Below are 24,887 nucleotides of genomic sequence, written 5' to 3'. Positions count from 1 at the left end.
CGCCGGGTGGTGCGGGGGTCAGCCGAGGCGCGTCAGCTTGGCCGGGAAGCCCGGCTCGGCGAGATCGTCCTGGAGGGCCACGGGCACCTGTACGGCACCCTCCCCGCTGTCACCGACGGTGAGCATGCCCACCTCTGTGCCGGCCTTCGCGGTGTGCGGCAGTACGTCCTTGGTGGCGAGGGACAGCTTCAGTTGCAGCCCGGCCCAGCCGACCGCGGTGACGTCCTTGGTGACGACGACCGGCGTGTGGCCGCCGAGCTGGTCGTCGACGTACCCGACGACGTCGCCCTTCTTCAGGATCTTCGCCGAGGTCGGCACGTCCTTGGCGGCGAGCAGCGCGGTCTTGCTGACCGCGTTGACCGTCGCGAGGATCTCCCGCTTGTGCTGGCCGAGGATCGCGCCGACGATGGTCACCGTCCGGCCGCCGACCTGCTTCTGGGCGGCGAACAGCAGGTTGCCGCCGGCCGCGGTGGTGGAGCCGGTCTTGATGCCGATCGCGCCGATGGTGTACGGCAACTCGTTGTAGTTGTTCCAGTACTTCCCGGTCGGGTCCGTCCAGCTGGCCGCGCTGGTGATGGCCACCATGGCCGGCATCTTCATGGCCGCGTTGCCGAGCTTCACCTGGTCCTCGGCGGTGGAGACGGTGGTCTCCTTCAGACCCGAGGGGTCGGTGTACGTCGTGTTCGCCATCCCGAGTTCCTTGGCGGTGGCGTTCATCTTCTTGACGAACTCCGCCTCGGAGCCCGCGTCCCAACGGGCCAGCAGGCGCGCGATGTTGTTCGCGGAAGGGATCATGACCGCGGACAGGGCCTGCTTCTCGGTGAGGAAGTCGCCGGCCTTCATGGTGTTGAGCGTGGACTCGCCGGCCTTGTCGTAGCCGCCCTCCTTCTCCGCCGTCGGGTCGATCTCGATCTTCGGGCCTTCCTGGCCGGCCTTCAGCGGGTGGTCGCGCAGGATGATGTACGCGGTCATGGTCTTGGCGACCGAGCCGATGGCGACCGGCTTCTGCTCGCCGAAGTGGTCCATCGTGCCGACGCCGTCCACGCCCATCCAGCCCTGGCCCTCGTCGGGCCACGGCAGCTTCACCTGGTCGCCTCGGAAGGTGTAGGTGTCCTCGGCGGTCAGCGCGAAGGTGGGGTCGGGCAGCGGGCGCACGGCCTGCACGACCGCAAAGACGATCAGCAGGAGGACGACCAGCGGGGTCCAGATCTTGACGCGGCGCACCGTGGTGCGCAGCGGGGTCTCCGGGGGCGGCGGAGTGTTCGTCAGCTCGGCCAGCAGGTCCAGCGGCGGCTTGGGGGGCAGCGGCTGCTGGGTGGTGCGCTCGGGACCGACCTGCGGGACGGCGGCCGTGGCGTCCGCGGGTACGGGCCTGGACGTGGGCGTGTCCGGCTGCGCGGGCCGTGGCTTGCGGGGCTGCGGGGAGTCGAGCGGCTTGAGCGCGACGAACTTGCTGGTCCGCTCCGCCTCGGACTCGGGCGCCCGCTTCTTGTCGCCGCCCAGCTTGAGCATGGTCGTGGGCTGGTCGACCTGGGGCTTGGCGGCGCCGCCGATCTTCAGCATGGTGGTGGGCTGGTCCACGGGCGGCTTCTCGTCCGGGGCCACCCCCTCCGAGCCGCCGTCACCGGCTTCGGGGTCGTCGTCCTCCGCGGTCTCATCGGCTTCGGCACGCTTGCCGTCGCCGGAGCCCTTGCCGTGGCCGTCGCGCTTGGCGCCGTCGGCGTCGTCGGGCCCCTCGGCGTCAGCCTCGGGCTCAACGCCGTCCTTCGCACGTTCGGCGGCCTCGGGCGCGGCATCGGCCCCGGCACGCTTGGCGTCGTCTGCTTCGTCGGCCTCGTCGGCGGCCTCCGCGTCGGAAGCGCCCACCGCAGCGTCGTCGGCTGCCTGGGGCTCAGTCCCGGCCTTCCCACGCGCGGCGTCCTCGGGCCCCTCGGCACCGTCCTCCGGCGCGACACGGGCCTTCGCAGGCTCGGCGTCGTCGGCGTCCTCGGCGCCGGCGTCCCGCGCGTCAGACGCGGCCTCGGCCTCGCCGGCGGTCCCCGACTCGGCCCCGGCCTTCCCACGCGCGGCGTCCCCGGGCCCCTCGGCGTCGTCCTCCGGCGCGACACGGGCCTTCGCAGGCTCGGCGTCGCCGGCGTCCTCGGCGCCGGCGTCCCGCGCGTCAGACGCGGCCTCGGCCTCGCCGGCGGTCCCCGACTCGGCCCCGGCCTTCCCGCTCGCGGCGGCCGCCCCGCCGGAGGCGTCCTCCGAGGCCTCAGCCTCGACGCCGCCCTCGGTCCCGGACGCGGCCCCCGCGTTCTTCGCGTCCGTCCCGTCGCCGGAGGCACTCTCGGTGTCCGCGCGCTTGTCGTCGTCCCCGGAGTCCACCCACGCGGCCACCGCCGCCCGCAGGCGCGCGTCACCCGCCGCACCGGCCCCGTCGCCGTCGGCCTCCGCGGCAGCGCCCGCAGTGTCAGCCGGGTCGTCGGTGCCGTCGGCGTCGTCTGCGGCGCCGGTCTTCGCCGTCGTCCTCACGTCCCGAGTCGAAAGCACCCGAGTGGCCGTATCGACCCCGCCGCGCCCCTCTGAGCCACCGGACGAGCCCCGCTCACGGGACTCCGCCGACTCCCCGGACTCCCCCGTCAGCGCGAGCCGCGGGTCGCGGGCCTCGTTCCTGGACTCGGGAACCGGACCCGCGCTCCCCGACGTCTTCTGTGCCGACGACTCGCGCTGCTTCGACCTGTCGGGGGACTCGCCCGCCACCGATGCCTCCTCATGTGCCGCACGCCCAACGTGCCGCTACCGAACCGTGAATCAGGATCCGAACCGCCACCCGGACGACGCAGCCGAACCCTTGGTCGTACCGCTGTCCGAACCATGTACCAGTGTCCTGTGTGCGGACCAAACCCATGCGGTAGACGAGAACGACATACCTACCGGTTCCCTTACGAACCGGTCACGCACCCTCGACAGACCAATGTGAGAGGGGTCACCCTGTCATTCATCCACGCGGGGAGGCATGGATGGGCAGGAGCCGCAGAACACTTCCGGAGGAGCTTCTGCTGCTGGCACTGGACCCGGCCACGGGTACCACTGCGCAGCCGCAGTCGCTCGACCTCGGTCTGGCCGGAGCACAGCTAGTGGAGCTGGCGCTGGCCGGACGGATAGCCCCAGACGGGGATCGTATCGCCGTGGTGGTGCCACGGCCGACAGGAGATCCAACTCTGGACTGCGCGTTGGAGTTGCTGCGAAGGCGCGGCGCTCCGGTACGGGCCGTCCACTGGATCGGCGGGCCGCGTCTCGGGCTGCGCCAGACGTATCTCTCGCATCTGGAGCGGTGCGGCATGGTGCACGCCGTGGCCGGCCAGATGTGCGGGGTGCTGCCGACGACTCGCTACCAGGCGACGGACACCGCCATCAGCCGGGAGATCAGGGCCCGGCTGGACTCGGCGATCCGCACCGGCGTACCGCCGGATCCGCGGACCGCGGCGCTCGCCGCCCTGGCGCACGCGGTCGGCCTCGGCAAGCACCTGTACCCGGGCAACGAGGGGCGGTCGTCACGGTCCCGGCTCAGGGACCTGATCCGGCACGACCCCATGGGCGGACTCGTGGCGCACGCCGTGATGGACGTCCAGAACGGCGTGGGGGCGCAGCCGCGCCGTGGCGCGGCCTCGGCGGCCGGCCGCCAGGGCGGGGCGGGCACCAGGCCCGCGGCGGAACCCGCCCGCGGCGTTCCGATGCAGCCACGCCGCGGTTCCATGGTCCGTGCCGTGGCCCACTGAGCCGCGCCGTACAGAACAACGCCGCACCGCAGTCCCCAGCCCCGGAGCGACGGTCCGGGAGCCGCAGGATCGACAGGGGCGGCGGGAACGTACACCTCGTACGCGTCCCGCCGCCGCTTCGGCCTTGCTCCGGAACGGAGGACGTGCCCGAACTGACGTGTACGTGTACCCGCTGCATATCCGGCGTTTCCCAGCGGTAGTAAGCACCTTGGTGGCAGTCTGCTCAGCAGCAGATACGCAAAGTAGAGGCATGCGGCCGGAGGTGCACGTCCCGTGGCGTCCAATGTGAATCCCACCGTCAGGCGGCGCCGGCTTGGCCAGGAGTTGCGCAGGCTGCGCGAACTCAAGGGCATGACGGCCGAGGAGGTGGCCGAGCGGCTGCTGGTGTCGCAGTCGAAGATCAGCCGCCTGGAGAACGGCCGGCGCAGCATCAGCCAGCGTGACGTGCGCGATCTGTGCGGCGTCTACGAGGTGGAGGACCACCGGATCGTCGACTCGCTGATGCAGATGGCCAAGGACTCGCGCCAGCAGGGCTGGTGGCACTCCTTCGGCGACATCCCCTACAGCGTGTACATCGGCCTGGAGACGGACGCGGCGAGCCTGCGGATCTACGACCCCCAGGTCGTTCCGGGACTGCTTCAGACCCGCCAGTACGCGGAGGCACTGATCTCCGGTGCCCTGCCGGAGACGGCGCCCGCCGACATCGAGAAGCGGGTGCAGGTCCGAATGCGCAGGCAGGAACGAATCTCCGCCGCCGAGAACCCGTTGCGGCTGTGGACGGTCCTGGACGAGGCCGCCCTGCGCCGGATCGTCGGCAGCCCCGCCATGATGCGGGAGCAGTTGGAGCACCTGGTCGAGCAGTCCCAACTGCCGCACGTGACCGTGCAGGTCATCCCCTTCGACATGGGCGCGCATCCGGGCCTCAACGGCCAGTACGCAATCCTCGAGTTCCCGGACACGGCGGACTCCAGCGTGGTCTACATCGAGGGCGTCACCAGCGACCTGTATCTGGAGAAGGCGAACGACGTCCAGAAGTACAGCGTGATGTACGAGCATCTGCGGGCGCAGGCCCTGAACGTGGAGCAGTCACGTCAGTTCATCGCGAACATCGCCAAGGAGCACGTGCGCTGAGCGCCGCGGCTTGAAGGTGCCGCACTGTACACCTTCACCAAGCCAAGGCGGAAGACTCCGTTGGAATATGCCATCCGTAAGGATGAAGCGTCGCTTCGGACTTGGAGCGCGGCGGGTAGCGTCGATCACGCCATCGAGCACAACGTTGGCGCAAACCACTCCACTCGCAATCCGGAGCAGAAATGGCAATTCGTCAGGGCGCCACGGAGACGTGGACCAAGTCCTCGTACTCCACGGGCAACGGCGCGTGCGTCGAAGTCAAGTCACCGGTGGCCGCGGCCATGGCGGTCCGGGACTCCAAGGTCCCCACGGGCCCGGTGCTCGGCTTCCGCGCCGACGCGTGGAACACCTTCGTGACGTCGATCAAGGCTTGAGAAGACGACACCACTGCACGACAACCGCAACAAGCACCAACTGATGGGCCCTCTCGACGAGTTCGCCGTCCTTGCCGAGGGGGCTCCGCTTGTGCCCGGACCCGCCCGATCCACTTTCACGTACATGAACCAAAGCCAGTACGCAGAACATCTTTGCCTGCTGGGTCTGCTCCGGCCGTTCCGCCGCTCCGGTCCGACGGCGGCGCGCACGAGCTGGGCGGCCGGGCTGCCGGCCTTCTGGCTGGTGAACTACCCGATCAACTGGAACGTCGACGGCGGCGTGCCGTTGCAGTACCAGGTGTCGGTGCCGCTCGCGGTCTCGCTGGTCCTCTACGTCGGCATCGGATTCGTGAAGCCGCAGGACACACCGGAACGGCTCGCGGTCATCGAGAAGGTCAACACCGACGGGGACGGCGACCTGGCAGCGGCCGCGGTACCGGCTCCGGCGGGCACGGGCGACGACGTGGTGGGGAAGCAGCCGTAGCGGCGCGCGGCCCGCGCGGCTACCGGGCCCCGCGCGGATAGCGTGCCAGCCACCCCGGGGAGGACCCGGTGGGCCCGTGCAGCGCGGGCCCCTGGGTCATCTCCATCGCGAAGTCGTCCGCCAGGACCAGCAGAGTGGGACGGCCCTCCAGCTCGGCCAGCCAGCCCGGCGGGAGGGCCGTCTCTCCGTGCAGGGCGCCGAGCAGCCCGCCGGTGAGGGCACCGGCCGCGCCGGAGGACCCGCTGTGGTTCACCGCCAGGCACAGCCCGTGGCGTACGTCCTCGCTCACCAGCGCGCAGTACACGGACACGGCGAGCAGCCCCGCCGCCGTCCCCTCCCCCGCCAGCTCCTCCACCCGGTCCGGGGTCGGCATGCCCTGCCGTACCGCGCCCAGCGCACGCTGGAGGGCGTCCGACACCGGCTGGTGGCCGGGGCGCACGGCGAGCAGCGCCAGCGACTTCTGCACGGCCCCGTCGAGACTGTCGCCGCGGGCGAGGGCGTGCACGATCACGGCGTAGGCGCCGGCGGCGAGGCAGGCGGTGGGGTGCCCGTGGGTCTGCGCCGCGCACTCGACGGCGAGCTGCACGACGAGCTGCGGCTCCCAGCCGACGAGAAGCCCGAAGGGCGCCGACCGGGCGACCGCCTCCGGACCGGCCTCGGCGGGGTTCTTGGGCGCCTCCAGGGTGCCCATGGTGTCGTCCCCGAACCCGATCAGCAGCGGCCGGCTGGGGCTGCGCCGGGCGTACAGCCACTCCTCACGGGCCAGCCAGCCGTCGTCCTTGCGCCGCTCGTCGGGCCCCCAGTCACGCTGGGTGGCGGCCCACCGCAGGTACGCGCGGTGCACATCGGTGGGCGGATGCCAGGCCCCGGTGTCGCGGCGGACGTGCGCGCGGATGAGCCCGTCGAGGGAGAACAGGGTGAGCTGCGTGTAGTGCGTGACGGCTCCGCGGCGGCCGTGTGCGGGCGCGAGTTCGCGGATCCCCTCGGATCCGTGGACCTCCCTGATCGCCCCGAGGTCCAGGAAGTCCACCGGGGCACCGAGGGCGTCCCCCACGGCCACCCCGAGCAACGTCCCCCGCACCCGGCTCCGGAAGTCCTGCTGCTCGCCACGCCCCCAGAGACCCCCGGACGTCGCACCCACGCTGAGACCTCCCCGGCAGTTACCCGTCCGTACGCCCAACAGTTCAGCACAGTAATCGAACGGGAACGGTCAGTCCGGAAGACGGAAAGGTAGGGAATTCGTGAGGGGCGCGGTCAAAAAAGACCGCTTTCAGCCGTACCAGGTCACGTTGCACACATAGACGCACTCGTGGCGGGGCACGGGCAGAAAGCTGACGAACCCACGGCCACCGAGAATGTCGAATTCGCGAAGCCCGCCTTCCCGGTCGAAGGGCCTGCCGATCTTCACCGAATCATGGCCGAGCGCCGCCAGTTCGGTGGCGATCCGCTCCACCTCGGCGACCACACCCGGCGGTAGTCCATCCATGACGTACTCGGCATTGGGGTTGTAGTCCCACGCCCAGTCGGTCACAGCCCGGCCTCCGCCTCGGCCGCCTCCCGGATGGCGCGGATCTCGGCGATGGCCTGAACCGGGTCCTGCTCTCCCGCGTCCACAATCCGTTCCAGCTCGCGCAGCCGGGCGGCCCGCTCCGGGTGCCGTTCGATCGCCACGAACACCGCCCAGGAGTGCACGAAGGCCCTCAGCGGCGCGAGGCTCTGTGTCTGCTGCGCGTTCGTCGTGGCTTCGAACAGGTGCTGCGTGAGAACGGGAATCCGGCTCGGAGCGATGCGCGCGACCGCCGCCCGCAGTGCGTCCGGTGTGAGCTCGGGCATGGGGATCAGCGGTCCGTACGGGCCGTCGGTCTGAGCGCTCACGGTGACCTCCGGTACTGGTGCGTCGGTCCTCGTACGGTACCGGTGTGGCCGGTGGCGCGACGCGGAGACAGTGCTCGGCATCCGGTTCATCTCCACGTCTCCCTACGCGGCCGCGGTGGACGGGCGGCAGTCTCTGCACCGGCCCGGCTCCGGGGACCTGAACGCTCTCTCGCAGCCGTCGCAGGTCTGGAGCGGGGCCGGGCGGAGGGCGGTCGCGGGGGTCGGTGGCGCAGCAGGCAGGGGCGGCGGCAGGAGGGAGGCGAGGCGGTGGGCCAGGAGCGCCGCCGGGTGCTTGATCGGGTACTGGGGCAGGCCCACCGTGAGCGTTCGCGTCACGGCCGTGGGCGGTACGCCCCTCTCCAGCCACTCCGAGACCGCCGGTGCCAGCCGGTGCACGTCCCGTTCGGTGAGGAGCAGGCGGGAGTCGTGGGCGCGGAGGCCGGCCAACAGGTCGTTCGCCGTGCGGGGTGCGGGCGGGGCCGAGGCGGCGGAGGGCGTGGGCGGGGCGGCCGGGCGGTCGGGCTCGGCGGTCCGGGCGGCCTCGGCGCGGCGCGGCTTGTTGTAGGAGGTCGTCCGGGTCGTCACTCGGCCCGATTGAAGACGCTCCTTGGTGCGTGACAGGTAGCCGTGTTCCTCCAGCTCCCGCAGGGCCGCGGCGATCCGGATCTCCCCCTCGGGGAACTTCCCGGCCAGCGTCTTGATCCCGATCGGGGTGCCCTTCGGCAGTGACTGGATGTGCACCGCCAGGCCGATCGCCGTCAAAGACAACTCGGCGTGCTGGGCCAGATGGTTGCCGACCACCGTGAAGTTCTCGTGGTGGGGTTCGTTCACATGGATGACGCCGCCGGAATGGCCGGACTTGGCGCGTACGGGCGCGTTAGGGTGCTTGCTAGTCATCGGGAAGGCCTTCTTCTTCCTCGGTGATCAGGCCCTCGCACTGGGATGGCAGTCCCGGCGAGGGCCGATGCATGTGTGCGGTTGGTGGAACAGACGCTGCACCACGATCACCTCGCCACGCCAGCCGAGCGGGGCATATTCACTCCGCCGGGTGATCGACGGGGGCGGTAGGGGCGGGTTCGGTTCTTTCCCTGGTTCTTTGGTCTTTGGTGTCGGGCACCGCCGGGTCACCGGGCGCCGCGACGCGGTGCGAGTTCGGCCCAGACCGTCTTGCCGTGGGCGGGTGCCTCGTTGACGCCCCAGCGGTCGGCGAGCGCGGCCACGAGCAGCAGACCACGCCCCGACTCCGCGTCCGCCGCCACCGGGTCCGCGATCCTCGGGAGCCGGTCGCCGCGCGCGTCGGTCACCTCGATGCGCAGGCCGCCGTCCCCGTGCAGCTTCATCGCCAGCCGGAAGTCCCGCCCCCTGACCCGCCCGTGGAACGCCGCGTTCGCCGCCAGCTCCGCCACGATCTGCGACGCGTCCGCCACATCCACTCCCCAGTCGTCGAGTTGGCGCTCTGCCAGCAGGCGGGCCAGGCGCGCACCTCTGCGCGTCGCGGAGAGCTGCACGGCGAAATGGGCCAACGGAGCAGCGATCGGGAGGGGGAATTTCTTACTCATGTCACCCAGAGTCGTCATCTGTCCCTAGGCTGAACAGCCATCGCCACGGTACGCAACGTGACTGTACGAACGCGCGGCGAAGCCGTCCGGCTCGTACGTCGGGAGGGGATGACATGGAGGACGAAGAGGCCGAGGCCGTACTCAGGACGGTCGGCCGGCAGATCAAGATGTGGCGGGAGGCCGCCGGGCTCAAACAGGCCGAACTCGGCACCGCCATCGGGTACGGCGACGAGATGGTCTCTTCGGTCGAACGCGGACGCCGCATCGCCAAGCCGGACTTCCTCGACAAGGCCGACGAGGTGCTAGGCGCGGGCGGGAAGCTGTCCGCGATGAAGGCGGATGTGGAGCGGGCCCGGTATCCGAAGAAGGTACGGGACTTGGCGAAGCTGGAGGGCGAAGCCGTCGAGTTGGGGGCGTACGACAATCAGCAGATCCACGGCCTGTTGCAGACTCCGGCGTACGCCCAGGCGCTGTACGCGATGCGTCGCCCCGCGTACACCGAGGACGAGATCGAGCGCCACGTCGCCGCGCGTATGGCCCGCAAGGCCGTGTTCGAGCGAGTGCCCCGGCCACTCATCACCTTTGTCCAGGAGGAGGTGACGCTGCGGCGGCCGATCGGCGGCAGAATGGCTCTGCGAGAGCAACTCGAACGCCTGCTGGAAATTGGGCAGTTGCGGCATGTCTCGATCCAAGTGATGCCCACGGACCGTGAGGATCACGCGGGCATGGCGGGACCGCTGCGGCTCCTGAAGCTCCGAGACGGCAAGACACTGGGGCACTGGGAGGCCCAGCTGCACAGCCGGGTGATCAGCGACCCGAGAGAGGCCCAGGTCCTCGACATGCGCTATGGAATGATCCGTGCGCAGGCCCTCTCACCTCGGGAGTCGCTGTCCTTCATCGAGAAGATTCTGGGAGAAGTGACATGACCGCCACGCTCAACTGGTTCAAGAGCAGCTACAGCAGCAACGACGGCCCCGATTGTGTCGAGGTCGCCATAGCCGCCTCCTCCCCCTCCCCCTCCCCCGCCACCGTCCACGTCCGTGACTCCAAGGACCGGGACGGTGCGCGGCTCGCGTTCAGGGGAACGTCCTGGACGGTGTTCGTCGCGTTCGCAGGTCATTCCGCGTAACGCGCCAGGCACCCGGGCCTGTTGAGTACGCGTACTCATGTCACCCCCCTTCTCGCGCACCCATGATCGGCCTTCAGGTCGGGCTTGCAGAGGGGGCGGCAGAGAAGATGGCATCGGTACGCGCTGGAGGGGATCGGGGACCCACTCGGTGGCGCTCGTTCCTGGGAACCCGTGTGGCCAGGTCGTCGGCGGTCGGAGCCGGGCTCGGGGCCGCTTTGATCATGCTTGCCGCCGCGCTGTCCGCTTGGCCCTTGGATGAACTCCTCCCGTGCGGTCGGCAAGAGTGGGGCTGCCTGGGGTTGGCCCTTCTGCTGTTCAGAGTGGCAGCGGTGGTTGGCTTCCTGACGAGCTGGCTGCTGCTGCGCTTGGCGGGTGTCCGGCCGGCCTGGCGGGTTGCCGTGCTCGCCAGCCTGCTCTTCTGGTTCGGGGCGGGGCTGAACGATCGGGCGCTCGTCGGGAGCCTTCCGACAGCGGTTCTCCCGCTGACCTCGGCCGCCCTGTTCGCACTGGCCACTGTCCTGACCGCGCCCCGTCCCGTCTTCTGGCGGCCCCGGATCGTGCTGCTTATTGCTCTTGCTCTGTTGTGGCCGCTTTCGGGGCTCGTGGGTGACCACCGCACTGAAACGAGCAAGCGCAGTGAGCTCGTGGATGCCGGCGTCCCCCTGCTTGCGCCCGACGTCACCGGTTACCGCCTCGACCACCCATGGGCCACTCGCCACGATCACGAGCTCTTCTACCTCTTGTGGCCCGAGCGGGCCGGCGTCGACGTCAATGATCCGAACGGCTGGGCCGTCCATGTGACCGTGGCACCGGTGGAGTCCGGCTTCCACCCACCGGTCTGCGAGGCGCAAGGCCCTAGTGGCCCCTTGTACCAGATGCCGTGCGAACTGGTGGCCCCGAACACCTGGCGCACGGTCAGGCAGCATGCGGTCTTCTATTTCGTGCGTCGAAATGGTGCCGTGACCGTGCTCGCTTCGTACGGAACGCACATCACCGACGGCGAACTGCGCGACCTGGCATCCACAGTGGCCGTAAGAGAGCCGGGCTTCTTCCTCCGATGAGTCGCTGACGGGGACGCCTTGTACATGACGTGCCGGACGTCGAGGGGTGCACCCTGTGCCGTGCGACCGCGGGCGTAACAGCAGTTGTGCCCGACCGGTCAGCCGTAGTAGATGTCCCAGACGACGTGGGGCAGCGAGTTCCCCGTGTCCTCGATGCGTGGGACGCTGCGCGCACCGCTGGCCGTGGCGATCGGGGTGCCATGGACCAGGGCGTCCAGGACCGAGTCGAAGAGGTGGGACAGGCTGTCCCAGCGCTTCACTCCATTAACGTCGATGGACGGGTCCAGTTCCAGGACCGCGCCGAAACCGGGGCCCTCCCGGTGGTCGACCACGAGCTGTCCACCCGTGTGGTTCATCGCCACCGGCAGCCAGCGCACGTCCGCCGTCACACCGACGACGTACTCGGCCTCGTCCTCCTCCAGGGCCCGGGCGACCTCCTCCTCCATGTCCCGCAGCCCGACACACATGCCGGCGGCCCCCAGGAGCGGGAAGTCGGTAGGCACGAAGGCGCCTGCGGCGGGCGTGGGGTCGAGGGCCGAGCCGTCGTGCAGGGCGAGCCAGGACCGGACGTCTGGATGCGGCTCGAACCGGTTCTCCGCCACAGCCGTGACGAGTGCGGGCTCGGCGGGCGGGGCGAGTTGCCGGAAGTCGCCCGGGGCGTGCTCCTTCAGCCACTGGTCGAGCCGGGCCACGGTCTGGGCCAGTTCCATGGGATGTACCCCTTCCGTCGGCGGTGCAGCCGCGGGCCTGAACGCCGTCGGCCGTGGGTCGGCGACGAGCTGGTCGAGGTGCTTAGGTGCTGCGACCGGAAAGGTTTTCCCGGTCACAGCGCTAGGGGACGACCTCGACCCTCGTGCCCTGGGTGGCGAAGGTCCACAGGGCCGTGCCGTCGGGCTTGCCCATGCGGATGCCGCCCGTCTTGGCGTCGGCGGCGGCCGGTGGGGGTGAGGCGCCGTCCACGGCGTTGCTGAAGGCGATGAAGACACCGGACTTGCCCGCGAAGTACATGATGTGCTCGATCTGCACGCCGTCCGAGCCGGTCGTCGCGGGCACGCGCTGGGAGATCACGTAGGCGCCCGGATCGGGGCTCACCGTGCCCGGCCACACCGGGAAGGTGAGGGTGGGTTTGTCGCTCTCGTCGACCAGCCACACCCGCTTCTGGCCGAGGGCGTAGACGATCCGGCGGCCCACGCCCGAGTCCGCCGGGACGGCCGGCGGGGCCGGGGGCTTGGGCTTGACGGAGGGGCTGGCGCTAGCCGAGGGGGCGGGTCGCTGGTGGGCCGTCGCGGCCGTGGGATGGGAACCCTGGTCGGCCTTCACCGCCAGTACGGCCACCGCCGCGACCGCTCCCACGGTCAGGCCGCTGACCCAGGCCCACGAAGGTATTCGGGCCGCCATGGGCACGCATCTCCTCGGTGCTACTCGACCCCTCCGACGGGGGTCGGATCATCGTACTGTGAGCTGCGTCTGCCTCGGTTCAGTCGAGGACCGGCAGCAGGTCCGGCAGGTGACCGTCCGACGCGGCCGCCGCCCGCCGCCGTTCCTCCGGGACCTCGCCGTAGAGCGTGGTCCTCGGCTTCGCCGGGCGTCCGGCCGCCGCCGCCACCGCGACCAGGTCCTTGACGGACTTGTACGAGCCGTAGGAGGAGCCGGCCATGCGGGAGATCGTCTCCTCCATCAGCGTGCCGCCGAGGTCGTTCGCTCCGGAGCGGAGCATTTCGGCGGCGCCCGCCTCGCCCAGCTTCACCCAGCTGGTCTGGATGTTGGGGATCCAGGGGTGCAGGAGGAGCCGCGCCATCGCCGTCACCGCCCGGTTGTCCCGTACGGAGGGACCGGGCCTGGCGATGCCCGCCAGGTACACCGGGGCGTTGGTGTGGATGAAGGGGAGCGTGACGAACTCCGTGAAGCCGCCGGTCCGCTGCTGGATGCGGGCCAGGGTGCGCAAGTGGCCCAGCCAGTGGCGGGGTTGGTCCACGTGGCCGTACATCATCGTCGACGAGGAGCGGATGCCCAGTTCGTGGGCCGTCGTCACGACCTCGATCCAGGTGGCCGTGGGCAGCTTGCCCTTGGTCAGGATCCAGCGGACCTCGTCGTCGAGGATCTCCGCCGCCGTCCCGGGGATGGAGTCCAGGCCCGCCGCCCTGGCCTCGGTCAGCCACTCGCGGATGGACAGACCGGTGCGGGCGGCGCCGTTGACGACCTCCATCGGGGAGAAGGCGTGCACGTGCATGCCGGGGACACGTTCCTTCACCGCCCGCGCGATGTCGAAGTAGGCCGTGCCCGGCAGGTCGGGGTGGATGCCGCCCTGCATGCAGACCTCCACCGCGCCCACGTCCCAGGCCTGCTGGGCCCGGTCGGCGACCTGGTCCAGGGACAGCGTGTAGGCGTCCGCGTCCGTGCGGCGCTGGGCGAACGCGCAGAAACGGCAGCCGGTGTAGCAGACGTTGGTGAAATTGATGTTCCGCGTCACGATGTACGTGACGTCCTCGCCCACCACCGACTTGCGGACGTCGTCCGCGATCCGGCACAGCGCGTCCAGGGCCGGGCCGTCCGCGTGCAGCAACGCCAGGGCCTCGTCGTCGGTCAGCTTCGTCGGGTCGTCGGCGGCCGTGCGCAGGGCCTGCCGGACGTCCGTGTCGACGCGCTCCGGTGCCATGCCGGGGACGGCCGCCTCGCGCAGGGCGCCCCAGTCGCCGTACACCTCGTCGAAGTCGCCGCGGCGGTCGGCGGTGCGGCCGTCGGTGTCGATGGTGCGGTGCAGGTCGGTGCGGCCGGTGGCGGTGAAGGCCTCGTCGGGCTCCTGCCAGGGACGGCCCTCGGCCACCGCGTCCGGGCGGGCCAGGCCCGTCTCGGGGTCGGCCAGGGCGCGGACGTGCGGCAGCAGCCGCGGGTCGAGCCAGGGCTCGCCGCGGGTGACGAACTCCGGGTAGACGCAGAGCCGTTCGCGCAGTTCGAAGCCCGCCGCGGCCGACTTCTCGGCGAGCTGCTCGATCCGGGGCCAGGGGCGCTCGGGGTTGACATGGTCGATGGTGAGCGGGGAGACGCCGCCCCAGTCGTCGATACCGGCGCCGATGAGCCGTTCGTACTCCGCGTCCACCAGGTTGGGCGGGGCCTGGAGGCAGGCGGACGGGCCCATGATGTGCCGGGCGACGGCCACCGTGGCGACCAGCTCGTCGAGTTCGGCGTCGGGCATGCCGCGCATGGCCGTGTCCGACTTGGCGCGGAAGTTCTGGATGATCAGTTCCTGGATGCCGTGGTGGGCGCGGGCGACCCGGCGCAGCGCGAACAGGGACTCCGCGCGCTCCTCGTAGGTCTCGCCGATGCCGATCAGGATGCCGGAGGTGAAGGGGACGGAGGAGCGGCCGGCGTCCTCCAGCACCCGCAGCCGTACGGCCGGTTCCTTGTCCGGGGAGCCGTGGTGCGGGCCGCCCGGCTCGGACCACAACCGCCGCGCGGTCGTCTCCAGCATCATGCCCATCGACGGGGCGACGGGCTTGAGACGCTGGAAGTCCGTCCAGGTCATGACGCCCGGGTTGAGGTGCGGCAGCAGGCCGGTCTCCTCCAGGATGCGGATGGAGACGGCCCGTACGTAGGCGATGGTGTCGTCGTAGCCGTGCGCGTCGAGCCACTCGCGTGCTTCCGGCCAGCGGTCCTCCGGCTTGTCGCCGAGGGTGATCAGGGCTTCCTTGCAGCCGAGTTCGGCGCCCCGCCGGGCGATGTCGAGCACCTCGTCGGGGGACATGAACATCCCGTGCCCGGCGCGGCGCAGCTTGCCGGGCACGGTGACGAACGTGCAGTAGTGGCACTTGTCACGGCACAGCCGGGTCAGCGGGATGAAGACGCTCTTGGAGTAGGTGATGACGCCGGGACGGCCGGCGGCCTCGAGACCGGCGTCCCGCACCCGGGCCGCGGACGCGGCGAGGTCCTGGAGGTGCTCGCCCCGGGCCTGGAGCAGCACCGCCGCCTCGGCGACGTCGAGCGCGACCCCGTCCCTGGCACGTTTGAGGGCGCGACGCAGGGAGTTCTCGGTGGGGCCGGTTCCGGAGGTCGCGGAAGTCGTCATCCTTCGAGCATACGGTCGCGGTCACCAGGGCCGATCAAGGAAGGACCGGCCGGCGGCTCCGGTGGTCAGGCCGCGGACCCGAACGGCGCACTCCGGCCGTGACGGTGGCCTGCGCGGCGCCTACGTTGGGAGGCGTGACCTTCGCGAGCGGCGCCGGGGACGGGGACGGCGGGCAGGAGACCCGGACGATCCGGGGCACGCTGCCGCCGGGCGCCCCCGACTACGTGTACGTTCCCCTCGACGTCCCGGCCGGGGTGCGGGAGATCAAGGTCTCGTACACCTACGACAGGCCGGCCGTTCCCGCCGGCACCCCCGGCAACGCGCTGGACATCGGCATCTTCGACCAGCACGGCACCGAACCGGGCGGCCGGGGCTTTCGCGGCTGGTCGGGCGGGGCGCGCACGGAGTTCTTCATCCGCGCGGACGACGCGACACCGGGCTACCTCGCGGGGCCGGTCGACGCCGGCGTCTGGCACATCGCGCTCGGGCCCTACACGGTCGCGCCGCGGGGCCTGTCGTACACGCTCGACGTCACCCTGACGCACGGCGCCCCGGGCACGGCCGTACGGCCGGTGTACCCGCCGCAGTGGGCGAGGGGGCGGGGGCGGGCCTGGTACCGGGGGGACTGCCACCTGCACTCCTGGTACTCCGACGGCCGCCGCACCCCCGCCGAGATCGCGGCGCGAGCCAGGGCGGCCGGGCTGGACTTCATCAACAGCTCGGACCACAACACCCACGCCTCCCACCCGCACTGGGCGGACCACGCGGGCGACGACCTGCTGATCATGCTGGGCGAGGAGGTGACGACGAGGAACGGCCACGTCCTGGCCCTCGGCACCGACCCCGGCACCTTCGTCGACTGGCGCTACCGGGCGCGGGACAACCTCTTCGGCCGCTTCGCCCGCGAGATCCGCCGCGCGGGCGGCCTCGTCGTGCCCGCCCATCCGCACGCCACCTGTGTCGGCTGCGCCTGGAAGTTCGGCTTCGGCGAGGCGGACGCGCTGGAGGTGTGGAACGGCCCCTTCACACCGGACGACGAGATGGCGGTGGCCGCGTGGGACGCCACGCTCGTGGCGGCGGCGCGGGAGGACCGGCGCTGGCTGCCCGCGATGGGCAGCAGCGACGCCCACCGGCCGCCGGACACCGTGGGCCTGCCCCAGACGGTCGTCCTGGCCGACGACCTCACCCGGGAGGCGATCCAGGACGGCATCCGCGCGGGCCGCTCGTACGTCGCCGAGTCCGGGAACGTGTCGCTCGCCTTCACCGCGACGGGGGCCGGGGGTGAGCGGGCGGGCATCGGCGAGCGGCTGCGGGTGGCCGCGGACACCCCGGTGACGGTCCGCCTGGAGGCCTCCGGTGTGCCGCGCTGCTCGGTCCGCCTCGTGACCGACCAGGGGGTGCTCCTCGCCGGCGACCCGTTCCCCGTGTCGGGCTCGGGGGTCGTCGAGTGGCGTACGACCCCGGCGTACGCGGCCTATGTGCGCGCGGAGGTGCGTCACGAGACGGCGGTGGGCCCGCTGCCCGGCGTGATGGCGGCGCTCACGAACCCGATCTTCCTGGGGACGGGCGCGCATGGCTGACCGGCGGGTGCACGCGCGCGCGTGCCCGTCCGTATACCGTCGGGTGCCTGCCCGCATCCGGCGCCGGGGCAGAGAGTGTGCGGAGAGGTTGTGTGGGCCTTGTGTCGCGGGGAGTGCGGGGCTGTGATCGCGGTCTCGGGAGCTGACGCATCTGCCGTGAACAAGGCAAACTGGCTCTGATTGTTGACGGTTCGGCAGGGGGCCAGGGGGCAGCGATGGAAGGTGTACCGCGAGTGCCTGAGCAGCGGGGTCCCGAGCGATCGGCGACACTGCGCTTCAGCGTGCTCGGTCCGGTGCGCGCCTGGCGCGGTGAGCAGCCCCTCCCCACCGGCTCCCCGCAGCAACGCGCCCTGCTGGCCGCGCTGCTGCTGCGCGAGGGCCGCACCGCGACGGCGGCCGAGCTGATCGACGCGCTGTGGGGCGAGGAGCCGCCGTCGCAGGCGCTGGCGGCGGTGCGGACGTACGCCTCGCGGCTGCGCAAGGCGCTGGACACCGGGGTGCTGGTCAGCGAGTCCGGCGGATACGCGGTGCGCGCGGCGGGCGAGGGCGCGCTGGACCTGGCCGACGCGCAGGAGCACGCGGCCCGCGCCGACAAGGCCCGGTCGGCCGGGGACCTGTGTCAGGCGCGCGAGTCGCTGCGGCGGGCGCTCGCCCTGTGGGACGGGGAACCGCTGGCCGGCGTGCCCGGTCCGTACGCGGAGGCGCAGCGGGTGCGCCTGGAGGAGTGGCGCCTGCAACTCCTGGAGTCCTGCCTGGACATGGACCTCGAACAGGGCTGCCACGCGGAGGCCGTCTCGGAGCTGACCGCGCTGACGGCGGCGCACCCGCTGCGGGAACGCCTGCGCGAACTGCTGATGCTGGCGCTGTACCGCAGCGGCCGGCAGGCGGAGGCGCTGGCGGTGTACGCCGACACCAGACGCCTGCTGGCGGACGAGCTGGGCGTGGACCCCCGGCCCGGACTGCGCGAACTGCAACAGCGCATCCTCCAGGCCGACCCGGCCCTCGCCGAGCCTTCCTCCCCGGTGGCCGAACCGGCGGTGGTCGCGGTGCGCCCCGCGCAACTCCCGGCGACCGTACCGGACTTCACGGGCCGCAGTTCCTTCGTGGCCGAGCTGAGCGAGGTGCTGGCGTCGGCCGAGGGGCGCGTGATGGCCGTGTCGGCGCTGGCCGGGATCGGCGGCGTGGGCAAGACGACGCTGGCCGTCCATGTGGCCCATCAGGCGCGGGCCGCCTTCCCGGACGGCCAGTTGTACGTGGACCTCCAGGGCGCCGGCGCGAGAGCGGCGGAACCGGAGACGGTCCTCGGCTCCTTCCTGCGCGCCCTCGGCACGGCGGACTCGGCGATCCCGGACTCCCTGGAGGAACGCGCGGCCCTGTACCGGTCGGTGCTGGACGGCCGCCGGATCCTGGTCCTGCTGGACAACGCGCGGGACGCGGCCCAGGTGAGGCCGCTGCTGCCGGGGACGGAGGGCTGCGCGGCCCTGGTCACGTCCCGGGTGCGGATGGTTGACCTGGCGGGCGCGCACCTGGTGGACCTGGACGTGATGAGCCCCGACGAGGCGCTGTCCCTGTTCACGAAGATCGTGGGTGAGGACCGGGTGGCGGGTGAGCGCGAGGCTGCCCTCGACGTGGTCGCCGCCTGCGGTTTCCTGCCCCTGGCCATCCGCATCGCGGCGTCCCGGCTGGCGGCGAGGAGGACCTGGACGGTCTCGGTCCTGGCGGCGAAACTCGCGGACGAGCGGCGGCGGTTGGACGAGCTCCAGGCGGGCGACCTGGCGGTGAAGGCCACCTTCGAACTGGGCTACGGCCAGTTGGAGCCGGCCCAGGCCCGCGCCTTCCGCCTGCTGGGCCTGGCCGACGGCCCGGACATGTCCCTGGAGGCGGCGGCGGCCGTGCTGGACCTGTCGGTGGACGACACCGAGGACCTGCTGGAGTCCCTGGTCGACACGTCGCTCCTGGAGTCGGCGGCCCCCGGCCGCTACCGCTTCCACGACCTGGTCCGCCTCTACGCCCGAGCCTGCGCGGAACGCGACGAACACCCGCCGAGCGAACGCGAGGCGGCGATGTCGCGCCTGCTGGACTTCTATCTGGCGACGGCGGCCCGGGTCTTCGCCATCGACCGGCCGGGAGACATGCTGGTGGACCACTTGGAGGAACCCCACTCCGCCGGACTGGACTTCGCGGACCGCCGGGCCGCCCAGGACTGGCTCTACTGCGAGGCGGTCCCGCTCCTGGCCTGCGTACGGCAGTCGTCCGACGCCGCCACGCTCCGCCGCGCCGTCGATCTGCTGTGGGCCGCGGTCGACCTCGCGGAGTCGGGGGCGAACTCCAAGGAGTACGAGGCGACCGCCGCAGCACTGCGCGATGCGGCCCGGGCCGCATCGGACGGCCGGGCGGAGGGGCGGGCCATCCTGGTCCTCGCCAACGCGCGCCACTGGTCGGGGCACTTCGACCGAGCCGACCAGGAGGCGCGGCAGGCACTCGCGCTGTCGGAGGCTGCGGACGATCCGCTGCCCTGCTGCTGGGCGGTGAACATCCTGGGGGCGTTCGCCTTCTACCAGAGCCGGTTCGCGGAGGCCGAAGAGTACCTGGAGCGGGCCATCCGCGACTTCCGGGCCTGCGACGACCTCGCCGGCGCGGCGGCCGCGTTGTGCAACCTGTCCCGTCTGCACCTGGAGACGGAGCGTGCCGAGAGCGCCGCCCGCCTCGCACGGCAGGGTGTGGAGATGTACGAGCGACTCGGGCACTCCCTCAAGGCCGCGAACGGCCACTACGCCCTCGGGATGGCTCTCGGCAAGAACGGCCAAGTGGCTGACGCCGCCGCCCACCTCGGTGCGGCGCTCCAGGTGTTCCGCACCAGCCGTCAGCGGCTGTGGGAGGGCATGGCCCTCTTCCGGCTCGCGGAGGTCGATCTTCTCGCCCAGCATCCCGCGCAGGCCGCCGCCAACGCCGAGATGGCACTCGCCGCGCTGCGTGGCATCGGCGGCGACTGGCGCCGCGGCAACGTCCTCACCGTGCTGGGCATGGCCCTGAGCGGGCTCGGCCAGTCCGGGAGGGCCCAGGTGTGCTGGCGGGAGGCGCTGGAGATCTACGAGCGGCTGCACTCACCCGAGGTCGCGGAAGTGCGGGCGCTGCTGGCCCCTGCCGCGGTGGCGTGATGCCCCGGCCGAGGCGTTCATCATTCGTTTATCGCGGCCTGACACCCTTTTCCTTGTCGGTTTCGTCGCGTCGGGGGGCAGGCGAACCGCCGGTGAGGTCGCCGCACTCGCGATCTGGAGCGGGCGACTCGAAGGGGTCCGCCCGGCCACCCACGGGGGAGTGACCGGACGGACCCCTCCACCACCTCGAACGGCACACAGCAACGGGAGTCAGCAGTATGAGCGAGACCAGCAAGGACAAGCCGGTCGTCAAGCCGGCCAACACGCACATCACCGACGCCGAGGCCGGCACCGGGGTCAAGCCGCTCAACACGCACATCACCGACGCCGAGGCCGGCACCAAGGTCAAGCCGCTCAACACGCACATCACCGACGCCGAGGCCGGCACCGGGGTCAAGCCGCTCAACACGCACATCACCGACATCGAGAAGGTGGGTGACGGCGGAACGGCCAAGCCGGACAACACGCACATCACGTCCGACCCGAGCTAGAGCCTCCTCCCACACGGGGATCAGCCGCGGTGGCACCGAGGGGGAGCCGCCGCGGCCGAAGTGTGTTTCCGGGGCGGTCAGTTCCTGGGCGAGGCCGTGGGGTCCGGCTCGCAGTGGTCGGCCGAGGAACGGAAGGTTTCGCCGAGGGGCACCTCGGTGGTCGCCCTGCCCTTCGCGGGTACCGGGACCACCGGGGACGAGTTCTTCAGGAGCTGGGTCCCCCCGGTGTCGTAGAAGGTGACCCAGGCCTGGAAGTCGGCCTTGCTGTCGTTGGGGTTGGTGATCTCGACGGTCGCGTACGGCTTTCCCCGGGTCGCGCAGCTGATCAGCCTCACCGTGGCGTCCCGCAGGTCGCGGCTCCTGCCGGTCACGCTGGGGGAAGTGGGCGTGGAGCGGTAGCCGGGACGGCGGTTGTAGGTGCCGCCGGTACCGCTGGTCCCGCCGTCGTCGTCCGAGTCGCCGTAAGAGTCGCTGGACGAGCCGCCGTACGAGCCGCTGGACGTCGAACTGTCATGGTCCTGGTGCGAGTTGCTGCACCCGCCACCACCACCGCCGCTGTGCCGGCTGCGCCCGTGCCCGTGACCCTGGGAGAAGCCCGTCAGCGCGAGCACCACCACCGCCGACACCACCGCGAACCTGATCCTGCGCCCCCGTGTCTGCATGCGATCACCCTATCGGCGTAGCGGCGGCTCGCCCGGGCTCGCGTGGCGACGGCCCCGCACGCGGAGTAGCGTCATCTGCGTGAGCGGTGACGAAAGCATCGCTGACCAGGACCGACGGCCGTCGTCCGAGGCCCTTTCCGTGTATCCCGTACGACGGCCGTCACCACACCGCCCTGGCGCGGATCAGGTGGTGCGGGCGGTGCCCGTCCCCTTCTCCGCGTCCAGGGCGTACACGCAGCGGTCCTTGCTGCACGCGTACACGACCCCGTCCCTGACCACCGGGGAGCCGGTGATCTCGCCGCCGGTGGCGAGCTTCCAGCGCAGCCGGCCGTCGTCGGCCTTGAGCGTGTACAGCAGGTGGTCGGTGGAGCCGAAGTGGATACGGCCCTCGGCGACCGCCGGTGAGCCGACGATCTCGCCGCCCGCCTGGAAGCGCCACTTGGGTGTGCCGGTGACCGCGTCCAGGGTGTACAGGCCCCTGCCGCTGCCGACGTGGACGTGCCCGGCGGCGACCAGGACCGGGGCGACGGAGGCGCGGGACTCGGTGGCGATGCGCCAGCGGTCGCGGCCGTCGGTGGCGTCGAGGGCGTAGACGGTGCCGAGGTAGTCGGCGAGGTAGATGCCGCCGCCGCTCACCGCCGGGCCCGGCGCGAAGGCCGGCGGGCACAGGAAGACCGCGGGGGCCTCGAAGTGCCAGCGCACGTGGCCGCTCGCCACGTCCACGGCGAGCACACGGGTGCCGGCGCAGATGTAGACGTAGCCGTCGGGGGCCGGGGTGACGCGCACCGGTACGCCGCCGCAGGAGGCCGCGTCGCCGATCGGGTAGGACCAGCGCTCCTCGCCCGTGCGGGCCTCCAGGGCGCGCAGACGCGCGTCCTGCCAGACGTACACCGTGCCGTCGTGGACGACGGGGCCGGCCTCGGGGGACTCGAAGTCGGTCTGGCAGCCGGCGATCTCCCACAGCTTCTGGCCGTCGGCGGCCTCCCAGGCCTGGACGCCTCCGCCACGGGTACCGGTGACGACGGTGCCGCGGTCGGCCGCGAGGGAGTACACCCAGGAGTCCGTCTGCAAGCGCCACAGGTCGGCGCCCTCGCGGGCGTCCAGGGCGAACAGGGTGGGCCCGTCGGAGGCGTGCACCCGGCCGTCGGCCACCGCCATGGACCAGGCCACGTCGCGGGTCTTGAAGCGGCGGCGGCCGGTGGCCACGTCCAGGGCGTGCACCTCGAAGGAGGTGACGTAGACGAGGTCGTCGGCGACGGACGGGGTGCCCCAGACGTCGTTGGACATGCGGAAGCGCCACGGCCGCCAGCCGGCCGGGGTCTCCGGCGGCATCGGCGGCACGGCCGGTACGGCGGGATCGGCGCCGTTGGCACCGGGGTGCGGTCTGGACCAGGTGGCGGCCAGGCCCGCCTCGGGCGGGGGCGCCTTGACGGCGGCGGCACGGGCGTCGGCGACGCGCGGCCCGGGACCGATCGGCACCTGGGCGCCGGCCAGCCGCACGGGACCGGAGTCGGGGACGCCCACCGGCGCGGGGCCGGGCGGCGCCGGTACGGCCGGGCTGTGCGAGGGCGGGGGCGGTACGGGGACCCGGCCGCCGCCGCGGGGGCCGGGCGCGGCGGGCTGCACGGCCAGGCGGCCGCCGCGGCGGGACTCGATGAGGCCGACGGCCGGCCCGGGCAGCCAGGCGGAGGCCGTACCGCTGTCGTCGGAGCCGGAGCCGAACAGATGGGGCGCGAGCTGGGCCTGGAGGTCGGCCGGCTTGGGCCGGGCGGTCGCCTCCATCTGCATGCAGGACTCGATCAGCGGACGCAGCTCGTCCGGGAGTCCTTCGAGGTCGGGGCCCTCGCGCAGCAGCATGAAGACCGTCTCGACGGGGTTGGCGCCGTGGAAGGGCGGATGCCCGGTGGCGGCGAAGACCAGCATCGAGCCGAGCGAGAAGACATCGCTGGCGCCGGTGACGCTGCGCGAGTCCTTGGCCTGCTCGGGAGACATGTACGCGGGGGTGCCGACGGCGACGTTCGTCATGGTCAGCCGGGTGTTCGAGACACCGGAGGCGATCCCGAAGTCGATCACCCGCGGCCCGTCCTCGACGACGAGGACGTTGGACGGCTTCAGGTCGCGGTGGACCAGCCCGGCGCCGTGGATGGACTGAAGCGCCTCGGCGACGCCCGCCGCCAGCCAGCGCACCGCCTGGGCCGGGAGCGGACCGCACTCGGTCACTATCTCCTCGAGGGAGGGCGCCGGGACGTAGGCGGTGGCCAGCCATGGCACGGCGGCGCGCGGGTCGGCGTCGACGACGGCGGCCGTGTAGAAGCCGGAGACCGCCCGCGCGGCCTCCACCTCACGTGTGAAGCGGACCCGGAACAGCTGGTCCTCGGCCAGCTCGGTCCGGACCGTCTTGATCGCCACGCGCCGCCCGGACGCCGAGCGCGCGAGATAGACCAGCCCCATGCCGCCGGCACCCAGCCGTCCCAGCACCTCGAACGGCCCGATCCGCCGTGGGTCGTGCTGCGTCAGCTGATCCACCACTTGCCTGCCACCTCCCCGTACGAGCCGCGCCACCCACATATGTACGCGACCGAAGTGCAGCGTCTCACCACCGCACCGCCGTGGCGGCACGCACCCTGATTCTTCCTGTCCGGCGCACAGGTTGCGAACCCGGCGACACATCGGGATGTCACGCCGCAAAACCCCCTCTTCCCGGCCGGGGGGCGGAATTCACCTCTCCAGCAGGGCGAAGGACGCCCCCTGATTGTCGGCGACGACGGCGATGTTTCCGTACGACGTCCTGAAGGGCGGCACCTGCACCCGCCCGCCGAGCCGGACCACCGTGCCGAGGGCGGCCTCCGTCCCGGCGACCCGGAAGTGGACGAGGAAGTGCGGCGGCATCTCGGGCGGGAAGACGTCGGAGACGGCGGACCGGCCGAAGTCGGGTTCGGCACCCGGTCCGAACAGGGCGTCGTGGAACAGTCCGCCGTAGAAGACGTTGGCGGCCTCGGTGTCGCGGGCGTAGAGCTGGGCCCAGGCGAAGGTGCCCGGCTCGTGGCGTCTGCCGAAGCCCTGGTGGCTGTCCGGCTGCCACAGCCCGAAGACGGCGCCCTCGGGATCGGCGGCGAGGGCGGCCGTGCCCAGGCCGTCGACCCGGGCGGGCGGCGTCACGACCTGCCCGCCGGCGGCCCGGATCCGCTCGGCCAGCGTCCGGACGTCCGGGGTGGCGAAGTACACGGTCCAGACGGTGGGCATACGGCCGTCCGTCTTCGGCGAGAGCGCGGCGACGGGCTCCCCCTCCAGCCGGGCCGCTACGGATCCTCCGTGCGCCTCCTCCGCGAAGCTCCACCCGAAGAGCTCACCGTAGAACCGCTTTCCCGCCTCGACGTCGGGAAGCTGCGCGTCCACCCAGCAGGGGACGCCCTCTGTGCTCGCGGATGCCCTGTTTTCGGCCATGTCGCCAAACTAGCCGGGTCCCGTGCGACCCGCAGACCAGGCACACCAGCCTCTCTGAGCCCATGCACCCCATTTGCAGTCGGCCGAATCGCGCTCCGATCACTGCTCGGTAAGC

Annotated in this window: 21 protein-coding genes and 1 pseudogene; 10 read left to right on the top strand and 12 right to left on the bottom strand. The window is 71.8% G+C overall.

The annotated features are described in order from the left end of the window. Positions 1-18 precede the first annotated feature (18 nt). Complete coding sequence (locus tag ACWC91_RS13245; RefSeq protein WP_450725898.1) at positions 19-2,514, bottom strand: D-alanyl-D-alanine carboxypeptidase; 2,496 nt, start codon at positions 2,512-2,514, stop codon at positions 19-21. 488 nt (positions 2,515-3,002) lie between these two features. Between ACWC91_RS13245 and ACWC91_RS13240 the strand changes: the two genes are divergently transcribed. The 4 genes and pseudogenes from ACWC91_RS13240 to ACWC91_RS13225 all read left to right on the top strand — a co-directional run. Then, positions 3,003-3,761, top strand: a complete 759-nt coding sequence (locus tag ACWC91_RS13240; RefSeq protein ID WP_141360248.1) for a GOLPH3/VPS74 family protein — start codon at positions 3,003-3,005, stop codon at positions 3,759-3,761. A 273-nt stretch (positions 3,762-4,034) separates the two neighbouring features. Next, entirely contained in the window at positions 4,035-4,892 is an 858-nt protein-coding gene (locus tag ACWC91_RS13235; protein ID WP_141360247.1) for a helix-turn-helix domain-containing protein, read from the top strand. A 182-nt stretch (positions 4,893-5,074) separates the two neighbouring features. After that, the gene (locus ACWC91_RS13230) at positions 5,075-5,266 is read left to right on the top strand and encodes a DUF397 domain-containing protein (protein WP_141360246.1); all 192 of its coding nucleotides are present in this window, start codon (positions 5,075-5,077) and stop codon (positions 5,264-5,266) included. A 157-nt stretch (positions 5,267-5,423) separates the two neighbouring features. Further along, positions 5,424-5,738 (top strand): annotated as a pseudogene (locus ACWC91_RS13225) (Na+:solute symporter); the annotation flags it as partial. A gap of 31 nt (positions 5,739-5,769) precedes the next feature. Here ACWC91_RS13225 and ACWC91_RS13220 read toward each other — a convergent pair. The 5 genes from ACWC91_RS13220 to ACWC91_RS13200 all read right to left on the bottom strand — a co-directional run bounded on the left by ACWC91_RS13220 (position 5,770) and on the right by ACWC91_RS13200 (position 9,184). Continuing rightward, positions 5,770-6,891 carry an ADP-ribosylglycohydrolase family protein gene (locus ACWC91_RS13220; RefSeq protein WP_225074678.1) on the bottom strand — a complete coding sequence of 374 codons (1,122 nt, stop codon included), beginning with the start codon at positions 6,889-6,891 and terminating at the stop codon, positions 5,770-5,772. Between the two features lie 129 nt (positions 6,892-7,020). Continuing rightward, entirely contained in the window at positions 7,021-7,281 is a 261-nt protein-coding gene (locus ACWC91_RS13215) for a hypothetical protein (protein ID WP_100568916.1), read from the bottom strand. Then, positions 7,278-7,625 carry a DUF6247 family protein gene (locus ACWC91_RS13210; RefSeq protein ID WP_100568917.1) on the bottom strand — a complete coding sequence of 116 codons (348 nt, stop codon included), beginning with the start codon at positions 7,623-7,625 and terminating at the stop codon, positions 7,278-7,280. The genes ACWC91_RS13215 and ACWC91_RS13210 overlap by 4 nt, the downstream gene beginning before the upstream one ends. Before the next feature lie 102 nt (positions 7,626-7,727). Continuing rightward, positions 7,728-8,522: a helix-turn-helix domain-containing protein gene (locus ACWC91_RS13205; protein WP_450643176.1), complete on the bottom strand. Its 795-nt coding sequence runs from the start codon at positions 8,520-8,522 to the stop codon at positions 7,728-7,730. 227 nt (positions 8,523-8,749) lie between these two features. Further along, positions 8,750-9,184: an ATP-binding protein gene (locus ACWC91_RS13200; RefSeq protein ID WP_376504870.1), complete on the bottom strand. Its 435-nt coding sequence runs from the start codon at positions 9,182-9,184 to the stop codon at positions 8,750-8,752. 113 nt (positions 9,185-9,297) lie between these two features. Between ACWC91_RS13200 and ACWC91_RS13195 the strand changes: the two genes are divergently transcribed. From ACWC91_RS13195 to ACWC91_RS13185, 3 genes are all read left to right on the top strand, one after another. After that, positions 9,298-10,110, top strand: coding sequence for a helix-turn-helix domain-containing protein (locus ACWC91_RS13195; RefSeq protein WP_376504869.1), 813 nt, complete (start codon positions 9,298-9,300; stop codon positions 10,108-10,110). Next, positions 10,107-10,313: a DUF397 domain-containing protein gene (locus ACWC91_RS13190; protein ID WP_281154123.1), complete on the top strand. Its 207-nt coding sequence runs from the start codon at positions 10,107-10,109 to the stop codon at positions 10,311-10,313. The genes ACWC91_RS13195 and ACWC91_RS13190 overlap by 4 nt, the downstream gene beginning before the upstream one ends. 329 nt (positions 10,314-10,642) lie before the next feature. Beyond that, positions 10,643-11,374: a hypothetical protein gene (locus ACWC91_RS13185; RefSeq protein ID WP_376504868.1), complete on the top strand. Its 732-nt coding sequence runs from the start codon at positions 10,643-10,645 to the stop codon at positions 11,372-11,374. A 98-nt stretch (positions 11,375-11,472) separates the two neighbouring features. Here the strand turns inward: ACWC91_RS13185 and ACWC91_RS13180 are convergent, their stop codons facing one another. The 3 genes from ACWC91_RS13180 to ACWC91_RS13170 all read right to left on the bottom strand — a co-directional run bounded on the left by ACWC91_RS13180 (position 11,473) and on the right by ACWC91_RS13170 (position 15,437). After that, entirely contained in the window at positions 11,473-12,084 is a 612-nt protein-coding gene (locus ACWC91_RS13180) for an SMI1/KNR4 family protein (protein ID WP_225074673.1), read from the bottom strand. A 121-nt stretch (positions 12,085-12,205) separates the two neighbouring features. Continuing rightward, positions 12,206-12,772: a hypothetical protein gene (locus ACWC91_RS13175; RefSeq protein WP_225074672.1), complete on the bottom strand. Its 567-nt coding sequence runs from the start codon at positions 12,770-12,772 to the stop codon at positions 12,206-12,208. A gap of 79 nt (positions 12,773-12,851) precedes the next feature. Further along, positions 12,852-15,437: a bifunctional FO biosynthesis protein CofGH gene (locus ACWC91_RS13170; RefSeq protein ID WP_450643177.1), complete on the bottom strand. Its 2,586-nt coding sequence runs from the start codon at positions 15,435-15,437 to the stop codon at positions 12,852-12,854. A gap of 98 nt (positions 15,438-15,535) precedes the next feature. Here ACWC91_RS13170 and ACWC91_RS13165 point away from each other — a divergent pair, with 98 nt between their 5' ends. The 3 genes from ACWC91_RS13165 (at position 15,536) to ACWC91_RS13155 (ending at position 20,666) form a co-directional block, all read left to right on the top strand. Then, the gene (locus ACWC91_RS13165) at positions 15,536-17,017 is read left to right on the top strand and encodes a CehA/McbA family metallohydrolase (protein WP_376504865.1); all 1,482 of its coding nucleotides are present in this window, start codon (positions 15,536-15,538) and stop codon (positions 17,015-17,017) included. Positions 17,018-17,232: 215 nt separating this feature from the next. Beyond that, on the top strand, positions 17,233-20,175 hold the full coding sequence (locus ACWC91_RS13160) for an AfsR/SARP family transcriptional regulator (protein ID WP_225074669.1): 2,943 nt from the start codon (positions 17,233-17,235) through the stop codon (positions 20,173-20,175). A 218-nt stretch (positions 20,176-20,393) separates the two neighbouring features. Beyond that, on the top strand, positions 20,394-20,666 hold the full coding sequence (locus ACWC91_RS13155; RefSeq protein ID WP_450643178.1) for a hypothetical protein: 273 nt from the start codon (positions 20,394-20,396) through the stop codon (positions 20,664-20,666). Positions 20,667-20,743: 77 nt separating this feature from the next. Here ACWC91_RS13155 and ACWC91_RS13150 read toward each other — a convergent pair whose 3' ends face one another. The 3 genes from ACWC91_RS13150 to ACWC91_RS13140 form a co-directional block, all read right to left on the bottom strand. Then, a complete protein-coding gene (locus ACWC91_RS13150; RefSeq protein WP_450643180.1) occupies positions 20,744-21,328 on the bottom strand; it encodes a hypothetical protein in 585 nt (194 codons plus the stop codon). 183 nt (positions 21,329-21,511) lie between these two features. Then, positions 21,512-23,857: an outer membrane protein assembly factor BamB family protein gene (locus ACWC91_RS13145; RefSeq protein WP_281154127.1), complete on the bottom strand. Its 2,346-nt coding sequence runs from the start codon at positions 23,855-23,857 to the stop codon at positions 21,512-21,514. Positions 23,858-24,046: 189 nt separating this feature from the next. Then, positions 24,047-24,772 carry a VOC family protein gene (locus ACWC91_RS13140; protein WP_225074665.1) on the bottom strand — a complete coding sequence of 242 codons (726 nt, stop codon included), beginning with the start codon at positions 24,770-24,772 and terminating at the stop codon, positions 24,047-24,049. Positions 24,773-24,887 lie beyond the last annotated feature (115 nt).

The sequence above is a fragment of the Streptomyces sp. NPDC001204 genome, assembly GCF_053598035.1.
This window is presented reverse-complemented; position numbering and strand designations above follow the sequence as displayed.